15 protein-coding genes are annotated in these 21,310 nt (G+C 38.1%); 12 read left to right on the forward strand and 3 right to left on the reverse strand.

Annotated elements, in window-relative coordinates:
* Positions 1–6 precede the first annotated feature (6 nt).
* The 3 genes from tssK to tssH are packed head-to-tail and all read right to left on the reverse strand — an operon-like array spanning position 7 to position 5,199.
* Positions 7–1,371 (reverse strand): type VI secretion system baseplate subunit TssK, encoded by a 1,365-nt coding sequence (gene tssK / locus FTT85_RS11595; RefSeq protein ID WP_168379484.1) that lies wholly within the window; start codon positions 1,369–1,371, stop codon positions 7–9.
* 5 nt (positions 1,372–1,376) lie between these two features.
* Positions 1,377–2,507 (reverse strand): type VI secretion system protein TssA, encoded by a 1,131-nt coding sequence (tssA, locus tag FTT85_RS11600; protein ID WP_168379483.1) that lies wholly within the window; start codon positions 2,505–2,507, stop codon positions 1,377–1,379.
* 19 nt (positions 2,508–2,526) lie between these two features.
* A complete protein-coding gene (gene tssH, locus FTT85_RS11605) occupies positions 2,527–5,199 on the reverse strand; it encodes a type VI secretion system ATPase TssH (protein WP_180183601.1) in 2,673 nt (890 codons plus the stop codon).
* Positions 5,200–5,656: 457 nt separating this feature from the next.
* On the opposite strand from tssH, the gene FTT85_RS11610 reads away from it, so the two are divergent.
* The 12 genes from FTT85_RS11610 (at position 5,657) to FTT85_RS11665 (ending at position 21,267) form a co-directional block, all read left to right on the forward strand.
* A complete protein-coding gene (locus FTT85_RS11610; RefSeq protein WP_180023731.1) occupies positions 5,657–6,268 on the forward strand; it encodes a hypothetical protein in 612 nt (203 codons plus the stop codon).
* A 15-nt stretch (positions 6,269–6,283) separates the two neighbouring features.
* Positions 6,284–6,787 carry a type VI secretion system contractile sheath small subunit gene (tssB, locus tag FTT85_RS11615; protein WP_078193364.1) on the forward strand — a complete coding sequence of 168 codons (504 nt, stop codon included), beginning with the start codon at positions 6,284–6,286 and terminating at the stop codon, positions 6,785–6,787.
* On the forward strand, positions 6,780–8,264 hold the full coding sequence (gene tssC, locus FTT85_RS11620; protein ID WP_180178474.1) for a type VI secretion system contractile sheath large subunit: 1,485 nt from the start codon (positions 6,780–6,782) through the stop codon (positions 8,262–8,264). The genes tssB and tssC overlap by 8 nt, the downstream gene beginning before the upstream one ends.
* 47 nt (positions 8,265–8,311) lie before the next feature.
* Positions 8,312–8,815, forward strand: coding sequence for a type VI secretion system tube protein Hcp (locus FTT85_RS11625; RefSeq protein WP_078190771.1), 504 nt, complete (start codon positions 8,312–8,314; stop codon positions 8,813–8,815).
* 70 nt (positions 8,816–8,885) lie between these two features.
* A complete protein-coding gene (gene tssE, locus FTT85_RS11630; protein WP_078190770.1) occupies positions 8,886–9,362 on the forward strand; it encodes a type VI secretion system baseplate subunit TssE in 477 nt (158 codons plus the stop codon).
* A 15-nt stretch (positions 9,363–9,377) separates the two neighbouring features.
* Positions 9,378–11,186 (forward strand): type VI secretion system baseplate subunit TssF, encoded by a 1,809-nt coding sequence (gene tssF, locus FTT85_RS11635; protein ID WP_180183602.1) that lies wholly within the window; start codon positions 9,378–9,380, stop codon positions 11,184–11,186.
* Entirely contained in the window at positions 11,150–12,142 is a 993-nt protein-coding gene (tssG, locus tag FTT85_RS11640; protein WP_180041440.1) for a type VI secretion system baseplate subunit TssG, read from the forward strand. Before tssF ends, tssG begins: the two co-directional genes overlap by 37 nt.
* 2 nt (positions 12,143–12,144) lie before the next feature.
* Entirely contained in the window at positions 12,145–13,590 is a 1,446-nt protein-coding gene (locus FTT85_RS11645; protein WP_180183603.1) for a hypothetical protein, read from the forward strand.
* 28 nt (positions 13,591–13,618) lie between these two features.
* On the forward strand, positions 13,619–17,452 hold the full coding sequence (tssM, locus tag FTT85_RS11650; protein WP_180183604.1) for a type VI secretion system membrane subunit TssM: 3,834 nt from the start codon (positions 13,619–13,621) through the stop codon (positions 17,450–17,452).
* 57 nt (positions 17,453–17,509) lie between these two features.
* Positions 17,510–18,469: a type VI secretion system-associated protein TagF gene (gene tagF, locus FTT85_RS11655; protein ID WP_168379476.1), complete on the forward strand. Its 960-nt coding sequence runs from the start codon at positions 17,510–17,512 to the stop codon at positions 18,467–18,469.
* Positions 18,470–18,489: 20 nt separating this feature from the next.
* Positions 18,490–19,236 (forward strand): OmpA family protein, encoded by a 747-nt coding sequence (locus FTT85_RS11660; protein ID WP_257221031.1) that lies wholly within the window; start codon positions 18,490–18,492, stop codon positions 19,234–19,236.
* A 402-nt stretch (positions 19,237–19,638) separates the two neighbouring features.
* Complete coding sequence (locus tag FTT85_RS11665) at positions 19,639–21,267, forward strand: long-chain-fatty-acid--CoA ligase (RefSeq protein ID WP_180183605.1); 1,629 nt, start codon at positions 19,639–19,641, stop codon at positions 21,265–21,267.
* Positions 21,268–21,310: the final 43 nt, after the last annotated feature.

Here is a 21,310-nt window from a genome sequence, read left to right on the forward strand (position 1 = left end):
TGCTCCTTAACCATTCATCACAGCAATAAGTTCAATCGAGATATCTTGGAAGCCAGCTGGTATGTAAACGCAGATGGATTCAGAATCAAGCATACGTTGATACAAATCATTATTTGGCTCAACTTCAAAATAACTCACACCTGAACGTACCGGAATTGCTGTTGGCACTTGCATCATATGTTGCAATGGCACAGCCGGTAATGCCGCCATGACTCGCTGTTCAACATCGACAGTATTGCCGACTTTAAAGCGCAGCGGTACATAAGAAATAATGTCATGTGTAGGCATCACGCTACTTGAAACAGCTAAATACAGGCGAGAATCACGAGTAATTTTATCACTTTCAAGACTGCCCACCCAGTAGGATTGACGGGTTTCTTTCAAATTAATACTGATATATCGATTTGAAATAATCGTATCGAGCAACTCACGTAAAATCACATCTAATTGAGTAAAACTTTCTTGCAAATTATGATGTTGATACTGTGGAAGCTGATCTACTTCGTAAGCTGTCGAGAAGGTGAGCAAGGAACCTGTCAGACGCAATAATTCAAAATACAAACGTTCAGGATGAATCAGTGGATATTGCAATAAATGATTTAAGGTCGCATGCGCAGTATTTAGCGCATTAACCAACCAAAATGACACGATATCACCTGAACGGAATTCAATTAACTTTTGTTCGTTTTCACGATTATTCGATTGAATGGTTTTAATTTTAGCTTTGATAATATTGAGCGTTCGTTTAAGCCCAGTAATCAGCGAATCACACGAACTAATATGTAATATTGGTGGGATAAATTGATAATCTAAAACAAAATTACCAGAGCTTTGGCGCTTGATGCGGCCTATTGGCATATAAAGAAAACCATCAAGATTGTGCTGTGGTTCTTGGCCTAATTCAAAGATTTTGAACTCTGCACGGCGGCGTAATAAGGTAATTTCAGCAGCCGTTGCATCTGTAAACAAATCATGAGTTTCAGTCAAATGTGAATGATAGCGACTCGATTGGGTATTTTCTTCAAAATTGACGTTTCGTTTATTCGGTTGAACGATTGGTAATGCTAAATAAATTTGCATTTCACCGCGTAAATTTAATGAATCAAGTAGTACAGGCTCAGGTAATAAGTCTTGTGCAGGTGCTTGATAAATCTCGCCATCTTGCCAAATCATTTCAACTTTATTCAAAGCTAATGTGTTGGTACTGAGTTGCGATTCATCAAAAATTAAACTTTGAATACCATAAGCGAACGGTATCGTTGCGCGAACCGTATGGTTTAAACGCTGTTCATGATAAGCATCTTGTAATTGAAAGTGTTGTGGGCGTAAAAATAATCCTTCACCCCATAAAATTTTTTCTGCTTTAAACATTGTTTTTACCAGTCGCTATTCGATTCATTACTTTGTTGCTGAACACCTAACATTTCTTGTACAGCTTCAAGAGGGTTTTCATCCTTAATCACATGAGTTAACCATTCATGCAGTGGCATTTGTGACCATTTAATGGTTTTTTGCAGCATATAACTGACAGGGCTATGCGGCTCATTCACTTGGAAATAGTCAGCAATATCTTGCAAGACTTTCATGGCTTGTTCACGGTTTTCAAGATGATTTTGCACTTGAGGTTTAAATTGCTGTGTATGCTGTTGTTGTATTATTTGCATATCATTTTGCACGGAATTTACAGTGGAAAGTGTCGGGCTTTCAATTGGAGAATTTGATTGAACAGGTTCAGCACTTGATGAATTGATAAAAGCATCTGCTTTATAGATTTTTTTCAAGCTCAAGTGAATCATTTCGATTTGAGAGTCAATACCAGCAAAGCTTGGCGCATCTAACCCCATCAAACCATCAAGAGTCGTTTTTAAGTTTTCCCAATGATTTAAAATATCTAAAAACTGTTGGTAATACTGGTATTGAATTGATTTTGACGTATTGAACAAGGCATGTTCAAACTGTTCCATACCATTAAACGACTCTTCTTGATCATCATCTTCATGGTTAGATTTACGTCTTTGGTTTTGAACATGCAGCAGTCGATCATAGTCGGACAGGGAATACGCTGCCGTACCATGAACGATTGAAACTGATTTAATTAATGTTGGGATTTGATTAATTATCCCTTGTAATAGACCTAGACGTTGATCAAGGTCATCATCCTCAATTTCAGGATGAAGCTGCAGCCAAAAGTCTTGCAAACTTTTTTGTGTAAGTTCAATCCCTTTGGCAATCCCTTCAAAACCATGAATGTGAGTCCACGCTTCAAGCAACCAACCATATAAGCGAATATCTTTAGTTTGTTCGCGAAGTAGATCTGACGATTTTTGGTGCACAAAGCCCCAATCTGCCTGTTTAGGTTCTGCGATCCAGTCGCCTTGATCCAAGAGCGGGTCATCTTGTGTTTTAGCTTTTTTAATTGCATGAAAATCATTTGAAAATGAAAAATCATGACCGCAAGGTAAATCATCCGTAATCGGTTGCAATAAAGCGTCGAGCTCTAAACTCATATTCTACATCGTTCCTAACTTATGCTTCTAAGGTTTTGGTCTTTTTGCTGCTGCGTTTTTTCGCAGGTTTACTTTTAGGATCTAAAACATAAATAATTTCATCGTCTTTGACATCGATTTCAATGATCGATGGAATCTTTTGCTCGCTCATTGCCATGAGTAATTCAGTGGCTAAAGCAGGCAAGACCGTCGCATTTAAAATGTTATCGACATTACGCGCACCACTATCGACCTCAGTACAACGGCTTAATAATAATTCAACTAAATCATCGGTATAACGTGTTTGCGTAGCATATTGTTTTTCAATACGCGCGGTGATTTTTCCTAATTTATGCTGAATAATGCGTACGAGCAGATCATCGTGTAAAGGAAAATACGGCACAATACGCATACGACCTAAAAATGCCGGCTTAAATTGTTTATATAAAGCTGGTTTTAATACATCTAAAAGTTCTTCTGCTGACGGCCATTCTTCTACTGGCTGATTTAAACAGGCCTGCATAATGGCACTAGAGCCTGCATTTGAAGTCAATAAGATCGTAGTATTTTTAAAGTCAATGACACGACCTTCGCCATCTTCCAAAGTACCTTTATCGAATACTTGGTAGAATAGCTCTTGAACATCGCTGTGTGCTTTTTCAATCTCATCGAGTAAAACCACACTATATGGGTTACGGCGAACTGCTTCGGTTAATACGCCGCCTTGGCCATAACCGACATAGCCCGGAGGAGCGCCTTTTAAAGACGAGACGGTATGTGCTTCTTGATACTCAGACATGTTAATGGTGATTAAATGTGACTCACCACCATATAACTCGTTTGCTAACGCGAGTGCAGTTTCGGTTTTACCCACACCACTTGGGCCAACCAGCATGAAAACGCCTTGAGGTTTATTTGGATCTTCCAATTTTGCCTTAGAGGTTTTAATGCCTTGTACCAGTTGATGCAGTGCATAATCTTGACCCATCACACGTTGTTCTAACTGTGCTTCAAGCTTCAAAATTTGCTGAATTTCATCATTCACCATTTTACCAACAGGGATGCCGGTCCAGTCTGAAATGATTTCATTAATAATTTGAGCATTTACACGTTCAAAAACCAGCGGCGTTTGACCTTGTAAAGTTGCCAGTTGGTTACGAATATTGCTTAAAGTTTCAATATTTTCTGGTTTTTGCTCGGACTCTTGTTCAAGCGTTTTAATCTGTTGAACGATTTCGAGTTCTTTTTTCCACTGCGTTTCTGTTGACTGAATCTCCTGTTCAAGCGCGGATATTTGTGTTTTTACACTTTCAATGCGTTCGTGGTGAATCGGAATATTCTTATGTTCATTTTCAAGAATCGCCAATTCAAGCTTCAAATTATGTAATTGAGCTTGAAGTTGATCCAATTTTACTGGTTGTGCATTTTGCGTTAACGCAACACGCGCAGAAGCTGTATCTAAGACACTAATCGCTTTATCAGGCAATTGACGGCCCGTGATATAACGGTGTGATGCATGGACTGCAGTCACGATAGCTTCATCATCAATTTGTAAATTGAAATGTTTTGCCATCACTGGAATCATGGCACGCAGCATATCGATTGCGACTTCCTCAGTTGGTTCATCAACTTGAATCACTTGGAAGCGTCGACTCAATGCGGCATCTTTTTCAAAATACTGCTTATATTCAGCCCATGTCGTTGCGGCAATGGTTCTTAACTCACCACGCGCTAGTGCAGGTTTTAATAGGTTTGCAGCATCATTTTGACCTGCTTGACCACCCGCACCAATCAACGTGTGTGCTTCATCAATAAATAAAATGATTGGATGTGCAGAGGCTTGAACTTCATGAATGACTTGTTTTAAGCGATTTTCAAATTCACCTTTTACACTGGCACCTGCTTGTAGTAAGCCCATATCTAAAGTATGAATGCTGACATTTTTCAAAGCATCTGGAACTTGGCTGGTTGCAATTTTTAATGCAAGACCTTCAACGACAGCAGTTTTACCGACACCTGGTTCACCCGTTAAAATCGGGTTGTTTTGACGGCGACGCATCAAAATGTCCAACATTAAACGAATTTCAAATTCACGACCAATCACTGGGTCTATACCGCCATTTTTGGCTTTTTCCGTTAAATTAATGGTGTACTGGTCTAGAGCTGGTGTTTTAACTAGTGTTGTTGGATTCGTTTGAGCTGTTGATTTTTCATCTGATGATGCAGTTGTTACATCTTCATTTTCAATGCTCTTCAAACAAAGATCTAAAAATTTATGCTTAATCGTATCTATAGGTAATAAATCGAAAAGGGAAGAGGCTCTTGCCGCAATTTGGTATAAATCTGGTGCGGTCAGCAGTGCGACAAGTAAATGACCACTACGAATTTGTGGATTTTGTTCAGCAGAAGCTAATAACCAAGCTTGTTCAAGTAAGCGTACAATAGATTGGGCAAAAATAGGGGTACGCGTATTTCCTTTAGGCAGTTGAGCGATACTTTCTTTGAGGTCATCTGCCAAACCATCTGTAGAAACTTTGTATTTTTCTAAGAGTATTTGAAGGTCATTTTTATTGTTATAGGTTAATAATTCGAGTAAAAAATGTTCAATTTCGATTTCATAATTTTGCTGTGAAATACATGTATTGGCTGACTTTTCGAGTGAAATGCGGGCGTGAGGTGAAAGTTTAGTAATTAAAACTTTTAAATTATTCATAAATAACTCATCAAATTTAGAATCCACAGTACGAAATTTTACAAGTTTGACTGTGATCTCTTTTTTCTTGCTATAAAAATAAAAACTTTAAAATCAACACCTTATATATTATTAGTGTCTTGCTTTAGGCGATATAATACAGACTAAATAAAAAAAGGAAAAAGATTTTTTTATAAAATGAAACAAAAAAAAACAAATAGTCGACAAACTTTGGAGCATTTGGCACATTTTTGTATTGACTCTATGTGCTTATTTTTTGTTAAATCTGCAGCATATTTTTAATTTTGATAAATGAAGAGAAAACCCACGGGAAAATAAGTGGTGATTTCTCCACATAAATTAAGTTTTAGCACGTAGAAATACAGAGGCAATTTTGAATAAATTTAGTGTTTTATTACCTATAATTTTAGCAGCCAGTTTAACACAAACCGTTTTTGCAAAAGATATAGCGGCATCTGTGAAAAAATCCTGTTTAAAGGATTATCCACTGGCAGTAGGTGATACAGATCCAGAGATTATTGGTTTTTATAATCAGTTATGTGACAAAAAAAATAAGAAAAATGAGAACTTAAAAAATGAAATTTTTGTAGATATTGCCAAAAAATATCAAGCTAATGGTTACAATTTAAAAGCATTGCAAGCGGTCAATCTGCTGCGAGAAAAGAACTATCAGTCGCCTGAACTTACTGATGTCACTTTTTTAGCAGGTATCGCTATTTCTTATAATGCGCTGAATCATATGCGGAGTAATGAAAATCGTACTCTAGATGAACAGACCTATTCTCCTGCCAAAGTGTTGTCGGATAATATTCGTTATATTCAGCCGACGATTGATAAATCTACGTCTGCTGCAGCAGATGTTCGTGAAAAAAGTACAGAATCTTCGAGCAATGTGAAATCTAAACAGACAACACCAGCTAAAAAACGAACCAATACAGCGTCTACCAAGTCTAAACAAACGACTACAGCAGCAAGCAAAAAGAAAACTACCACGACAGCAAAAACGCAGACTACAGCGAAAAAACCTGCTGCCAGTGGTTCACCTTTCGATACATTAAAAAATAAATAACAAGGAAAAGCACTCATGGCAAAACGTGAAAGTGTACAGAAAAAACTTCAACGAATTCGTCCTCCTCGTGTTCAATTGACTTACGATGTTGAAGTTGGCGACGGTAAAGAAATTAAAGAATTACCATTCGTTGTAGGGGTGTTAGGTGATTTCTCAGCGGCATCTGAAGTAGAGAAAACCAAATTAAAAGACAAGAAATTCATTAATGTTGATTTAGATAATATTGATGAAGTAATGGAGTCTTTAGCGCCACGTGCTAATTTTCAAGTTGAGAATACCTTGACTGAAGACGGTGGAAAAATGTCGGTAGATCTTACATTTAAGAGCATGGCTGATTTCACTCCAGAGCAAGTTGTACAACAGGTTGATCCATTACAAAAGTTAGTTGCCGCGCGTGAGCGTCTGTCTGACTTGCGTAATAAAATTTCAAATAATGAACGCTTAGAAGATTTACTGGATGAAGTGTTACATAACACTGATCAAATTCGTAAGTTGAGTGTGGAGGCAGAAAATGAGTAATTTTAATACTGCAACTGCTGCAAACCTTGAAGCAACTGAAGAATATTCGCTTTTAGATTCAATTGTCGAACAAAGTCGTATTGCGCGTACAGATCAAGAACATGATCGTGCAAAAAGTCTGATCGGTGAACTTGCCAAAGAAGTCATGGCAGGTACCATCACCGTTTCGGACAATATGACTTTATCAATTGATAAGCGTATTGCTGAAATTGATGCGTTGATTTCATCTCAGTTAAGTAAAATCATGCACCATGCTGAATTTCAAAAAATTGAATCGACATGGCGTGGTTTGTATTATTTCTGCCAAGAAACACCTTCAAATTCTTTAACAAAAATTCGTATGTTAAATACGACGAAAAAAGAATTGATTAAAGATTTCCAAGGTGCGACCGATTTTGACCAAAGCACGTTGTTCAAAAAAATCTATGAAGAAGAATATGGATCATTCGGTGGTGCGCCTTATGCAACATTGATTGGTGACTTTGAGTTTGACCGTACTCCATCTGATATGTATTTGCTTGAGCAAATTTCACATGTCGCTGCGGCTGCACATGCACCGTTTATTTCGGCTGCTAGCCCGAATATGTTGGGACTAGAGTCTTTTACTGATATTGATCGTCCGCGTGATGTATCTAAAATCTTTGAAACAGCAGAATATGTACAATGGCGTTCATTCCGTGAAAGTGACGATGCACGTTATGTTGCGTTGACAATGCCACGTGTATTGGGTCGTTTGCCATATGATCCAAAAGAAGGCATTGCCACTGAAGGCTTTAACTTCGTTGAAGAAGTTTCCGGCGAAAACCACAATGAATATTTATGGATGAACGCGGCTTATGCTTTTGGTACACGTTTAACCAATGCTTTTGATATGCATGGCTGGTGTGCTGCGATTCGTGGTGTAGAAGGTGGTGGTTTAGTTGAAGGCTTGCCTGTCCATACGTTCAAAACCAATGATGGCGAAGTGGTCTTTAAATGCCCAACTGAAATTGCCATTACTGACCGTCGTGAAAAAGAACTGAGTGACCTTGGTTTTATTCCGTTGGTACACTGCAAAAATACGGATTATGCAGCATTTTTCGGTGCGCAATCGACGCAAAAACCTAAAAAATATGACAGCGATTCGGCAAATGCAAACTCTGCATTGTCTAGCCAGATCCAATACATCATGGCAGTTTCACGTATTGCACATTATTTAAAAGCAATGATGCGTGACAAAGTGGGTAGTTTTGCATCAGCTGGTAATGTTGAGACCTTCTTAAATGAATGGTTATCGCAATATGTATTACTCGATGATGGTGCATCTCAAGAAGCTAAAGCTCAGTATCCATTGCGTGAAGCTTCTGTAAAAGTTGTAGAAAATCCAGCTTTGCCTGGTCACTACAAATCTGTGGTTTTCTTAAGACCACATTTCCAGTTGGATGAGTTGTCTGTTTCATTACGACTTGTGACCGAGTTACCTCAGTCCTCAAATTAATTTGGGTCAACACTATAATAACTTTAAATAAATAGGTATTCAGAACAATGAAAGATATATACATTCAATTTCGTGGTAAGTACAAAGTAGACGGCGAATCTCGTGATGCAGAGCACAAGAGTTGGTTAGAAGTTAACTCTTGGACGCATAACATCCGTCAACCTAAATCTGCGACTTCTTCAAGTGTGGGTGGTCATACTGCAGAACGTGTAGAACATTCTGATATGGTGTTTGTTAAAGATTTAGACGCGACAAGCCCTAAACTTTGGGAAGCATGTTCAGCAGGTTATACATTTGATGAAGTTCAAATTGATTTCTACCGTGCGAATGGCGACAAACGTATTAAATATCTTCAAATCAAACTGAAACATGTGTTGGTTTCTAGCGTGACACCAACTGTAAACGATGAAGGTGTTCCACACGAATCATTTGGTTTGAAATATGCTGCAGTAGAGTGGACATATAACCAACAAGATATTAACGGTACTGCGAAAGGTGCTGTTACTAAGAAGTGGTCATTATCTAACAACACTGCTTCATACGCAGCGTAATAGATGGATTCAGATAGAGGCTAACTTGGGTAGCCTCTATTTTCATTTTTTTAAATATTTATAAGAAGATATGAATCTCGATCAGCTTTATCCTTATGGTTTTAGAACGACTTTATTTGACCGCTTATTACCAGCAGATGCTCAGCAGACTCAAGGTCTGTCTTTGCAAGAACTTCGTGAATCTGTTGCTTCCGATTTAGAGGATCTCCTCAATAGTCGTGTGGCAAAGTTAGATGAACTGATTGATGACTTTCCATTAGCAAAAAAATCTATTTTGCAATTTGGCATTATCGATTTTGTGGGCTTATCAACTGCAAATCCATCGGATCGTGACAAAATTTGCCAGTCAATTGAGCAATCGATTGCTGCACATGAACCGCGTTTAAAACAGATTCGAGTCGAAATGCTCATGGATGGCCATAATATGGGGGCACTATGTTTAAGTATTCAGGCATATTTAAATATTCATCCTTTATACGAACCAGTTATTTTTGATGCCTTATTAAAACCAACAACACAACAATATGTTATTTCTCCAAGAGCTTAATGAAGTGGGTTATCTGTGATTGAAGAGCTGTTACCGTATTACGAAAAACAACTACAGGAATTTGGACAACAGTCCCGTGAGTTTGCCAGTAAATACCCCAAAATCGCCCAGCGTTTGTCTTTAAACCAAGAACAAATAGATGACCCGCATATTGAGCGTTTAATTCAAGCCTTTTCTTTAATTTCTGCACGGATTGATAAAAAACTTGCAGATAGTTATGACGTTTTTACCCGATCAATTTTTGAGGTGATGTTTCCTCAATATTTAAAACCATTTCCTGCATGTTCTGTGGTGAGCTTCGAAGATATAAATAAAATTAAGCAATTAACAGATCGACACGTTATTCCAAAGGCGACCAGTCTAAAAGCCAAAAGTACGCGCGGTGTTCAATGTGAATATCAGACGGTACAAGAAGTCACATTATTACCGATTCAATTAAAACAGCTCAATTTCAAAACTCATCCATCGGCACATATGCATTTAAATCAAAATGCTACATTGAGCTTAGGATTTGAAATTTTTTCGAATAAGCACGCTTTACTCAAAAATGAAACTTTGCCGATCTTTTTAGACGCTATTTCTAATTTTCCTTTGCAGGTTTTGGATAGTATTTTTAAATCCACTACAAGTTTTTCGATTCGTGTAGGGCAGCACATTTTTGATATTGCCAATCCATTTGAAATTATGGGCTTTGAAGAAGTTCAAAGTGTTCTACCTATCGATCAACATACGCATCATGCATATCGTTTATTGATGGAATATTTTTGTGTTCCTGAAAAATTCAATTTTTTAAATCTAAATTTAGATTTCATTAAGTTTTTAAGTTTAGAACATAGTGAATTTGAAGTTCAAATGCACTTTAAACTCAATTTAAATGATCAAGCGGCGATTCGAAATTATTCAGAATTAAATGCGGCAAATTTTAAATTGTTTGCTACACCAATTGTTAATCTTTTCAATAAACAAGCAGAGCCGCAAAAGATTAATCATAAGCGAATGGAATATCCATTGGTGACAGATGCACACCATCCTGAATATTTTCAAGCCTATAGCATTTTAAAAATGAATATGGTGCGTGAAAAAAGTAACCAAGATGAAGTGTATTATCCGGTACTGCCTTTTTTTGCAATGAGTCATTATCATCAGGATAAAGTCCAGTTTTTTTATAGTTTAAATCCGCAGCAGATGAAGAATAAACATCAGGAATTAAACTATTCAATCATATCTCGTGCTTTAGACCCACATAGTACTCAGTCCGATTTTATTAGTACTGAACTACTATGTAGTAATCGTGAGTTACCTTACGAAAGTTATAATAAAGATCAGAATGCATTAACTCTGAATGATAGTAATTTGGCCCGTCGTGCTCTGATGCTCAAACGACCGTCGTTACCGTATTATTTTGAGCAAAATAAACAAGAACAGTGGCGGGTCATTTCACATTTATCTTTGAATAATATGTCTTTAATGAAAGGCGATGCGGTCTCTCATATTAAAGAACTTTTGGAATTGTATAATTTACCTAAATCGAAAGAAAACCAAATTATTATCGACTCCATAAAAAATATTCAGTTTTCTACCACACAGAAACTTGTAGATAGTAAACCGTTTCCATTATTTGTCAGAGGTTTAAAAGTACAGCTCGATATCGATGCGGATATATTTAGAGGGCATAGCCTGTATATATTTAGTCAATTGCTAGCCCATATCTTTAATTTAAAAGTCAATATGAACAGCTTTGTCGATGTCTCGGTTTTTGATGCAAATAGTCAACAGGAGTTATACCAATGCGTGCAGAACGTTGGTGGCAAGAAAGCTCTGTAATTGACGGACTTTTCCAAGAACCGAAAGCCTACGAGTTTGTTCAAGCTACTCGTTTGTTAAGACATGCACCTTATGGAGCAGCTCAAGTCCATTGGGCCAATGACTTTGAGTTTAATAGTTCACTTAATTTGAACTTCCCGAACACTGAAATTGAAAGTTTAGAGTTCAACGATGAGAAAGTTGAACTGACAAATTTAATGGTGGGTTTAACGGGTATTCAAGGTGCATTACCTTATAGCTATACCAATAAGATTAAGCTCAGCGGGCGACATCAGCGACACGAAACACAAAAGTTTTTAGGGCTGTTTAATCATAAATTAACAGCACATTATGTTGATGCCAGTTTAAATTATCATTTACCTATTCGTTATGAAATCGAGCAGGATAATCACTATCTTGATATTTTACATGCATTAAATGGTTATATCAGTAGCCAGCATGATCAGCCAGATTTAGATGATTATTTTGCTGAATTCTCAGGTTTAATGCAGGGGCAAAACAATACAGCTTATGCATTAAAAACCATGCTGAATTGTATCTTTAAGCAGAAATTTGATATTCGAGAATTTATCCCTGAAACTTTTGTATTTGAAGAAGATCAGAGAACATGTTTAGGTGGATCTCAGCCGAGCTTATTGGGGCTGAATACTTTTTGTGGTGAGAAGATTCAACAGATTGACGAAAAAATTGAAATCGTGATTGGACCTTTAAATCATGAAGATTATTTAACATTTTTACCGAATCAGGCACGCAGCCTAAAATTAAAACAAATGATTCAAACTTGGTGTAGTCCAACATTAATGGTGGATGTGCGCTTAATTTTACAAAAAGAAGAAATAAAACCGGTGTGTTTAAATTCTTTGAGCGGAATTGGTTTAGCTCAGGGAGCATTTTTACAGCCGAATAAACAGGTCGATAATACAGAAACCTGTTATGCCTTAATGGGGAATTTATAATAATGCTGAAATTAATAATTGGAACCTTTAGTACGCTTTTTGTTTTGTGTACTGCTTTCGTGATTTTTTACTGGCGAGATACAGGCTATGATCCGACGGCTTTCGATTTAGTCACATACTTTTTACTTCTTCCTTTAGCTTTATGTGTAATTATTTTGTCGCCTTATTTGCTTTACAAGGGCATTCAACATCAAAAAGAAAAAAAACTTGAAGCTGAAAAACGTGCAGAAGAACAAGCTGAGCAACAACAACTTGAGGCCATTGAACAAGCAAAACCGAAGCCTATTGATGTACAGCAATTTCGTTTAAATGTTTATTCTTCAGCGGCTTGGCATAGTTTTGGTGAAAACGAACAAATTATCCAAGATATTCAACAATTCAAAAGTCCTGAACTCGATGATAAGTTATTTAATGCATACGGTTTGCCTGTTCTTTCATTTCGAATCAAAGATTTAGATGAACTTACTAGTGAAGAAGCAGATGATGAATTTAGTGCCATCACCATGCGTGAAAAACGAATCCAGTCACTTATTCAGCAACAACTAGAGCAACATGTTGAAAGTCTATTTTTAATTGCTGAGCATCTGAAGCAATCTGCACTCTTTTATGATAGTGAATTGGCATATCAGTACCGTATGCATCCGGGTTGGGTGGATCCAGATTATACGCAAGATGAACATCCAGAACATTTGGCGAACAATGCACAGCAAGTTTCACGTTTAAATCGTTTAAATGTCCATATTTTGCTTGCTGATAATTTGATTCATCAATGGAATGATGATTATGCTCAAATTATTCAGCAGTATCTATCTGACGGATTTTCGATCATTCCCGAACAAATTCATATCGAGCCACATTTTATCGGCACTCAAGTCGCTTATTCAGAATGGTTAAGCATTTTAGAGATGATTTCAAAACAAAAGTTTGAAGTCAGTTTGATTCTCAATGCTGACTCTGAAATCGACCAAGAATGGATTGATGAAAAGATGTGGTTACAAGAAAAATACATTGCTGCAGAGTTTGCATCGAGTTGGTGTTTGGCTGCTTCAGACGTTCAAGTTCGAGGTTTAACTCCAAATAAAGTGCTACAAGTGGTGGCACATGAGCCTGAGTTGAAACGTAATTTAGAGCTTAAAGCACTGAATAATTTAGATCAGTATGATCAAGAACAACCCTTTTTATTGATGTTAGATGATGCAACGGATATGAAAGTGGTGAAAAAATTACAGTATAAATTTAATGAAACCGCGATTGAAACCTATCATTTTTTATATACAAAACAGAATCTTGGAAATACCCAGCAATTGGCAAAAATTTTTGGATTCATGTTGGGTATGCACTTGCCAGAAGAGTTAACTGCCATGATTTATAGCACAGACCAAGAATCGACATTTGCTTTTATTCAAGCATTTTCAGTAGAAGATGAACTTGAACAAGAAACTGTTTAATTAGAATTAAGACGAAATTGAGAACATTGTGAACACACTATTTTATACGATCCTCGGTTATGTTTGGCAGTACGTCACCAATCCTAAAGCGATGGTGGCTTTGTCATTTTTTGTGGCCATTGTGGCTATGCATAATTCGATTCCGCAAAAGACTTTTTACATTGTGGTTGCTGTTTATATTCTCGGATTAATTCTGTGGGGTATATATGAATTAGTACAGCATTATCGTCATAAACAGCAAGGCGAAGAACTTGCTGAGGCGATTGCCAAGGATAATGAAGCTGAATACGGTAAACAAAAAAATAAAGAAGAACTTGCGCTGATCAATCAGCAAATGAAAGACTCGATTCAACTTATCCGTAAATCAAAACTCGGCGACAAAAAGGGGAATGCAGCCCTATATGAATTACCTTGGTACATGGTGATTGGTAACCCAGCAGCGGGTAAAAGTTCAGCGATTTATAATTCTGGTCTTAGATTTCCATTTGAAGAAACTCATCAGAAAATGGTGTCGGCAGGTCTAAGTGGTACTCGTAACTGCGATTGGTTTTTCTCTACAGATGGTGTGTTACTCGATACCGCAGGTCGATATTCAGTTTATGCCGAAGACCATTCAGAATGGTTAGGCTTTTTAAATATTCTAAAGAAAAACCGTTCTAAAGCACCAATTAACGGTTTAATCGTGATTGTTTCTGTGGCGGAGCTTGTTAGTCAAAGTCCTGAAAAATCAATCAAATTAGCCAAAAACTTACGCGCACGTATACAGGATTTGACGGAACGTTTAGAAATTTTTGCGCCAGTGTATATCGTTTTTTCAAAAATGGATTTGATTGCTGGCTTTACAGAATTTTTTGATTGTTATGATAAGGATGAATTTGATCAAGTTTGGGGTGCAACGCTACCTTATGATCCAGACTCATCTGAGCATGCCGTTGAGATGTTCGAAAAGCATTATTCAATTTTATACGATGGTTTGAAGAGCGTCAGTACTACGCACTTAAGTCGTCGTCATTCGCAAAATATTTCTCCAAGTGTAATGACATTTCCACTTGAGTTTAAAAGTTTAAAGCCAGTGTTAAAAACTTTTATTGGTACGTTGTTTCAAGACAACCCTTATCAGTTTAAACCGGTATTCCGTGGGTTCTATTTCACCAGTGCGTTGCAAGAAGGTGTGATTGAAAGTCCAATGACGGAGCAAATCGCTGAAGATTTTCATTTGGTGAAAAGTACGGATAGTGAGTTTGGCATTCCTACGAATTCTGTTTCGCAAGACCATGGTTATTTCTTAAAAGGACTCTTTTCAACCGTCATTTTAAAAGATAAAAATCTAGTTAAACAACATATCAATCCTGCACGTAAACGTCAGCGCTTTATGGCATTTATTGTTGCATTGTTATTGGTTGCTGTGGTGCTTGGGTTGTGGGTTTGGTCGTATCGTAATAACCAACAACTCGTGGCGGAAGTTCAGGCAGACCTTGACAAAGTTGTGCAAATGGAAAGCCGTAGCGGAAGTGAGCTTTCGACTCAATTGGATGCTTTGCTGATATTACAAGGGCATTTACAGCAGCTCGATCATTTTGATGAAGATCGTCCATTGAAATACAGCTTTGGTTTATACCAAGGGAATAAAATCCGTGAAAAACTTAAAGTTGAGTATTTACGTGGTATTCAACAAATTGTATTGGCACCATCTCAGCAAAATATGGCGCAGTACTTACAACGCGTTAAAGCCAATGAAGCGACGTTGAAAGAAAATCACGTCAATGTGCAAATCACTCAAGCTGTGAAATCAAATCAGCCCTATTTAGAACCATCGGATACTAATCCTCAGGATGCATATAATGCACTGAAGGCGTATTTGATGATGAGCAATCATAAATATATGGAATCGAGCCATTTGAGTGACCAAGTTACTCGTTTCTGGCGTTCATGGTTAGATTCAAATCGCGGTCAAATGCCACGTGGGGAAATGATTCAAAAAGCTGAACAAGTTTTATCTTATGCGATGACTTTAGCTGCCGATCCTGCGTTCCCGCAAATGGAATCTGATCCTTTATTGGTTGATCAAACACGTCAATTATTAACAGCTGTTACCATGGGTATTCCTGCACGTGACCGCGTTTATAATGAAATTAAAATGCGTGGTTCGGTACGTTTCCCAGCAGTAACTGTGAAGCAAATTTTAGGTGAAACAGGCCAAAACAGCATGTTAGGTAGTTATGCCTTGCCAGGTATTTTTACTTACCAAGCATGGAATGATTATGTAAAAGATGCGATTAACCAAGCTGCGAATAATCCGACGGATACTCAAGATTGGGTACTCAATACCAATCGTTCTGATGACCTGACGTTTAGTGGTAGTCCAGATCAGATCAGTAAACAGTTAACCGAACTTTATAAGCAGGAATATATCGCTGAATGGCGTAAATTCTTAAATGCTGTGCATTATGGCAAAGGCGCAGATGTCGCTCAGCAGTCACGTTTTATTGATATTTTAGGTGAACCTGAAAACTCGCCAATTCGTAAAGTGGTCGACCGTATTGCCAAAGAAACCAGTTGGGATAATCCAATTGTTCAAGCAGAACTGGCTGCGCCTCAGAAAGGTTTTATTGCGTGGTTTAAACGTAAAGTCCTCAGCCGTGATGATGCGCAGCAGGCACAGCAAGTTGCTTCTAAAGCCGGTCAAGGTGTTATTGCAAAAGAATTTGATGTGTTCTATCAATTGGTTCGTAAGCGTGATGATCAGCAAAACAAATCTATTTTAGATGAATACATGCTTTCTTTGAGTCAAGTACGTAGTAAGTTCAATGATTTGAAGAGTGGCGGTGACATGGGGCCTGCAAGCATGACATTGGTGAAACAAACCATCAATGATCAAAGCTCTGTCTTTAATAGCACGCAAAAATTTGTGGATGAAAAAATGTCTGTGGGTCTGAATGAATTAGATCAACAGTTGATTCAAAAACTCTTTATGCAGCCGGTGACTCAGTCATTTGAAGTTCTTTTGATTCCAGCTCAAAACGAAATTAATAAGTTGTGGGCAATGCAGGCGTATCAACCATTTACAACCAATCTTGCACCTAAATATCCATTTAATAGCAATGCTACTTTACAAGCGACCAGTAATGAAATTAGCCAAATTTTTGGTGAAAACGGAAGTATCGCTCGCTTTGTAAAAGAATATTTAGATCCATTGGTGATTCGTCGTGGCTATACCTTAACCACGAAAACATGGAAAGATTTGGGCATTGGTTTAAATCCACAATTCGTAGCGAATTTCCAACGCTATGTTGCGCCAAGTAATGGCGTTGCTACAGGGGAATTGAGTCAAGCAGCACCTGCGGCAACCAATCAATCGAACTTCCAGTTCTTCCCATTAGAAAACACACAGTTGCTTTCATATACCATTGATATTGATGGTCAGCGTATGGTGTATGAAAACGGTGTTCAGCAATGGGTGAACTTCGTTTGGCCAAATAAAGGGGCAATTCCGGGTGCACGTATTACTGCAATTGACTTGGAAGGTCAAACGCATACGATTTTTGATGAGCCGGGTGAATATGGTATTAACCGATTGGTTGAAGGCGCTCAGCGTACACAAAATGGTAATTCATTTGAAATGGTGTGGCGTAGCAAACAAAATCCAAAAGTGTTTGTAAAAGTGAACTTCCGTTTAATTAGTGGTAACGCATCTGGCCCAACTACAGGTTCAGGCTATTCAGGTATGACTCTTGTTGATCAAGTGGTGACGAATAAAGGTGTTCGTGTCGTCGCAGCGCAAACGATGCCTGCAGGACAAGCGCCTGTAGCGCCACCAGCGACTTCACCGATGAGTGTTGTACAAGGAACAGCAACACCATGATGATGAATTTAAAAATGAGAGCGGTGGCATTCGTGCAAAAGAACAAGGAGTGTGACGATGTATGAAGTGAGAACGACACCGCTGTATTATGGAAAATGTCCAGCTCGTGGTGACTTCTTAAAGAGCCGTGAACAATATTCACTGATTCAGTTAATCGATCAGTGGATCACGGAGGCGCTTGAGTTCGCTATGCGTTCAGACAATTTTAATGCAGCGTATAACTCACTGCCTTCATTAGATTTCTTTATTGCCAGTCCAAAAGATAAGCGTTTTTTGGTTGCCAATTTGATTAGTAGTGAAGACAGTTCAAAGCGTCAATTTCCAATGGTGCTCGCTCATCTGCTAGAAATCGATGATCCTTTCGATAATATTTTGTATGCACCATATCGTTATAAACAGACCTTAATTGACTTATATCAGCGTAACCGAGTGATGCGTTCTATTCGCGATCCCGATATTTTGCTCGATAAATTAGGTAAATTAAATAACGAAATCCAAGTGTTCGGAACAGAAGAAACCTCTTCTTTTTATGAGCACCATACGTTGCATTCATTTGCACGTTTATTGAATTTTACGCCTTATCAGTTGGCGCAAAGCATGATTGGTCTCGGTTTGCTGCTACAACCGATTATTCATCAGGGCACGTCTCGGTTGAATAAAGTGTTGATCTTACCGATCAATAATATTAGTTACTGCTATGAAATCGCGGCTTTTTGGGTCAATTTAATTAGTCGTTTTGTCGAAAACCAAGATGCTGAGTTACTCATTGGCATCCTACACAGTGATTCACCTGTTTTACTATTTGGTTTTCAAGGTGCTGATATTACTGCACTCAATGATGTTTTTACCCAAAATATGCAAAGTGATCATTGGGTTTCCTTGATTGATGCCAGTTGGATTGATCCTTATCTTGAACAAAATGCAGGCTTAGCCGTATTGGAACAGTCTTTGAGTGAGCGTCAGATCAGCCTTATTCATGGCATTAAACTTTTTAGACAGACTTTTATAGAAGAATAATGATGCAAAGAATCTTACCAATGTTGCCCAAATTTCTTGCGAGTGTGTGCATTTTAGGTTGTTCGACTTTGCTTTGGGCAGAGCCTATTGTGATTGAAGGCGCTGTACCGAATGAAGCAACCAAGCAAGAAATATTAAATAAAGCCTATTTGACCTATGGTCAGGCAAATGTGGTTGATAAAATTCAGGTTCGAGCGGTTACTGCACCCAATGGTTGGGGCAATAGCGTAAGCCAAATGATTAATGATGACTTAAAAAAAGTAAAACAGGGAAAACTCTCTGTTCGCGGAACGCAAGTCGATTTAAGTGGCAAGATGTCGAATCAAAACGATATCCAACCCACGACCACCAAGTTTCAGTCTTTGGTCACAGCACCTTTTCGTTTCAATGCACAGCTTTCTGTCAATCAGGCTGAACAGGCAATTATTAATGCGGCTTTACGTAATCGTATTATTGAATTTGAATCGGGCAGTGCTATTTTAGCGCCATCTGGGGTACAGATCTTAGATGAAATGGTTGTCGCACTGAATCGCGTCGGTGGGAAAAAAGTACGAATTATTGGTCACACAGACAGCTCGGGGAATCCTGAGAAAAACTTAAGTTTAAGCCAAGATCGTGCTAATGCAGTTAAAAACTACCTGATTTCAAAAAATATTGCAGCGGCGAACTTAAGTACTGAAGGGATGGGCTCAAATAAGCCTGTAGCAGACAATGCTACGCCTGAAGGTCGTAAGAAAAACCGTCGTATTGAGTTTGAAGTGCTGTAACTATTTCAACTTAACTACAACGGCTAATGCGTCGAACCCAGTGTATCTAGACTGGGTTTTTTTTATGCCAATTGATTCAGTCAATTATTTGATAACTGAAATCGACATTTTTTAAAGCAACAGAGCGGAAACAAAATAGGAACATATTTTGAATTGGGATGATGCTATTAATTTTTGCATTATATACCACTAAAGCATTCATATTTTGAGCAATAAAACAGTGGATTCTAAAATCAATTAAGGTTAAAACATAAGAATCAGTTTTGGATATGCGTTTCATATCTACTGCTTTAACCTTGTCGATAAAGAACAATCACTTTTGACATGGTGCAAAGTTTTAAAAAATCTGCAGGACAGTGTGGAAAAACAACAACTCAATATGGATGAATGTGGGAGCAAAGAATGCTTGGTAATATGATGTTTAAACCGCTTTTGATTAGTAGCATGATTGAACATGCGGGTCGCTATCATGCGGATAGTTTAGTGATTTCAAAAAATACAGACACAACGATTACGAAAACCACTTGGGGTGATGTTCATAAAAATTCAAAACGATTTGCTAATGTTCTTGCTTCACTCGGTTTAAATTTAGGGGATCGTGTTGCGACCATCGCTTGGAATAACCATCGTCATTTAGAGTCTTGGTATGCTATTTCAGGTAGTGGTTATGTATGTCACACCATTAATCCGCGTTTATTTCCAGAACAATTAATTTTTATCATCAATGATGCCGCTGACCGCGTGATGTTATTTGATAAAACCTTTTTGCCTTTAATCAAAGCAGTAAAACCACTATTAAAATCTGTTGAACATTTTATTTGTTTAGATGCACCAGATGCAGCAATTGTCGAAGCGGTGCCAGATGTTAAATTTTATGATGAACTTATTGCGGGACAATCTGCAGGCTATACATGGCCAGAATTAGATGAATTATCGGCTAGTTCTTTATGTTATACCTCGGGTACCACAGGCAATCCGAAAGGCGTGTTGTATAGCCATCGTTCAACAGTCTTACACAGTTATGCGATTTGTATGCCGGATTCATTAAATATCTCAGCGCGAGATATTATGATGCCTGTTGTGCCGATGTTCCATGTCAATGCATGGGGTACGCCATATGCTGCGGCTATGGTAGGTTGCACTTTAGTGCTACCAGGCCCAGGTTTAGATGGTGCGAGCCTGACGCAAATGATTGATGATTATAAAGTATCTGTTGCATTGGGTGTTCCAACGATTTGGCAGGGATTAATCAATGCTGCGCAGCAAGCGGGTAGTCAGCTCCAAAGTTTAGTGCGTAATGTGGTTGGTGGATCTGCTTGCCCACCTGCGATGTTAAAAGTGTTTAAAGAACAATTTAACTGCGAAACGATTCATGCTTGGGGAATGACCGAAACCAGTCCATTAGGTTCTTCAAACCAGTTTAAAGCCAAACATTTGTTATTATCTGAAGAAGAACAATTACAAGTACGATTGTCACAAGGTCGTCCGCCATTCGGGGTCGATTTACGTATTACCGATGAAGAAAACGGTACACACGAAGTTGCACGTGATGGCGAAACGACGGGTAATTTACAGATCCAAGGGCATTGGATTATTGGCAATTACTTTGGCAAAACAGAGTCTGCATTAACCTCAGATGGTTGGTTTGATACAGGGGATATTGCAACTCTTAACGAAGACGGTTTCTTAAAAATTAGTGACCGTTCAAAAGATTTGATTAAATCGGGCGGTGAATGGATTTCTTCTGTTGAGTTAGAAAATTTAGCTATGGGACATCCTAAAATTGCAATGGCGGCAGTGATTGCAGCGACCCATCCGAAATGGGATGAGCGTCCTGTATTGATTGCGATTAAAAAGCCAGATGTCGATTTATCTGATACAGAAATTTTGGATTACTATGCAAATAAAGTCGCTAAATGGCAGGTGCCAGATAAAGTGATTTTCGTGGATGCTATTCCTTTGAGTGGAACAGGTAAAATGCTGAAAAAAGATCTACGTGAGCAATTTGGTGCTGTACTACTTGAAAGCTAACTTAACGTAAGTCGCTAACTAAATGTTGGTAAAGTGCAAAATG

The sequence above is a fragment of the Acinetobacter sp. YH01020 genome (assembly GCF_013420275.1).
GTDB lineage: Bacteria > Pseudomonadota > Gammaproteobacteria > Pseudomonadales > Moraxellaceae > Acinetobacter > Acinetobacter amyesii.